Raw genomic sequence first — 496 nt, 5'->3', positions numbered from 1 at the left:
ATGCCGATGAAGGTGCCCTGGCTGCCGTTGAAGCTGACGATGGTGTCCGTGCTCTCGGGGCCGAGCTCCACATCCGCCACGTCGCGCAGGCGCACCACCTGATCGCCGTTCGAGCGGATCGGCAGCGTGCCGAAGGTCTCGGGCGTCTGCAGGGTCGTCTGCATGTCGAGCCGGTAGGCCACGTATTCGCTCTGCGTCTTGCCGGGCGCCGCGAGGAAGTTGTTGGCGTTGATCGCCTGGACCACGTCGCCGGCCGTGACGCCGCGGGCTGCGAGGCGCACCGGGTCGATCCACACGCGCATGGAGAAGTCGCGCCCGCCGAGGATCTCGGCATTGCCGACGCCTTCCAGCGTTGCGAAACGCGGCTGGACCACGCGGGTGAGGAACTCAGAGACCTGCTCCGGATTCATCTCCGTGCTGCCGAAGGTGATGTACATGAGGGCGAAGCTCTGGCCCGTGCCCTTCATGATGACCGGATCCTCGGCCTCCGAGGGAA

At 66.7% G+C, this 496-nt stretch carries 1 protein-coding gene; it reads right to left on the bottom strand.

The window, feature by feature from the left end; translation table 11 throughout:
- Positions 1–496 (bottom strand): efflux RND transporter permease subunit (locus OC446_RS30615; RefSeq protein WP_262032624.1); only part of this gene is annotated, 496 nt, incomplete at both ends.

The sequence above is a fragment of the Microvirga sp. Mcv34 genome (assembly GCF_024519725.1).
Classification (GTDB): domain Bacteria; phylum Pseudomonadota; class Alphaproteobacteria; order Rhizobiales; family Beijerinckiaceae; genus Microvirga.
This window is presented reverse-complemented; position numbering and strand designations above follow the sequence as displayed.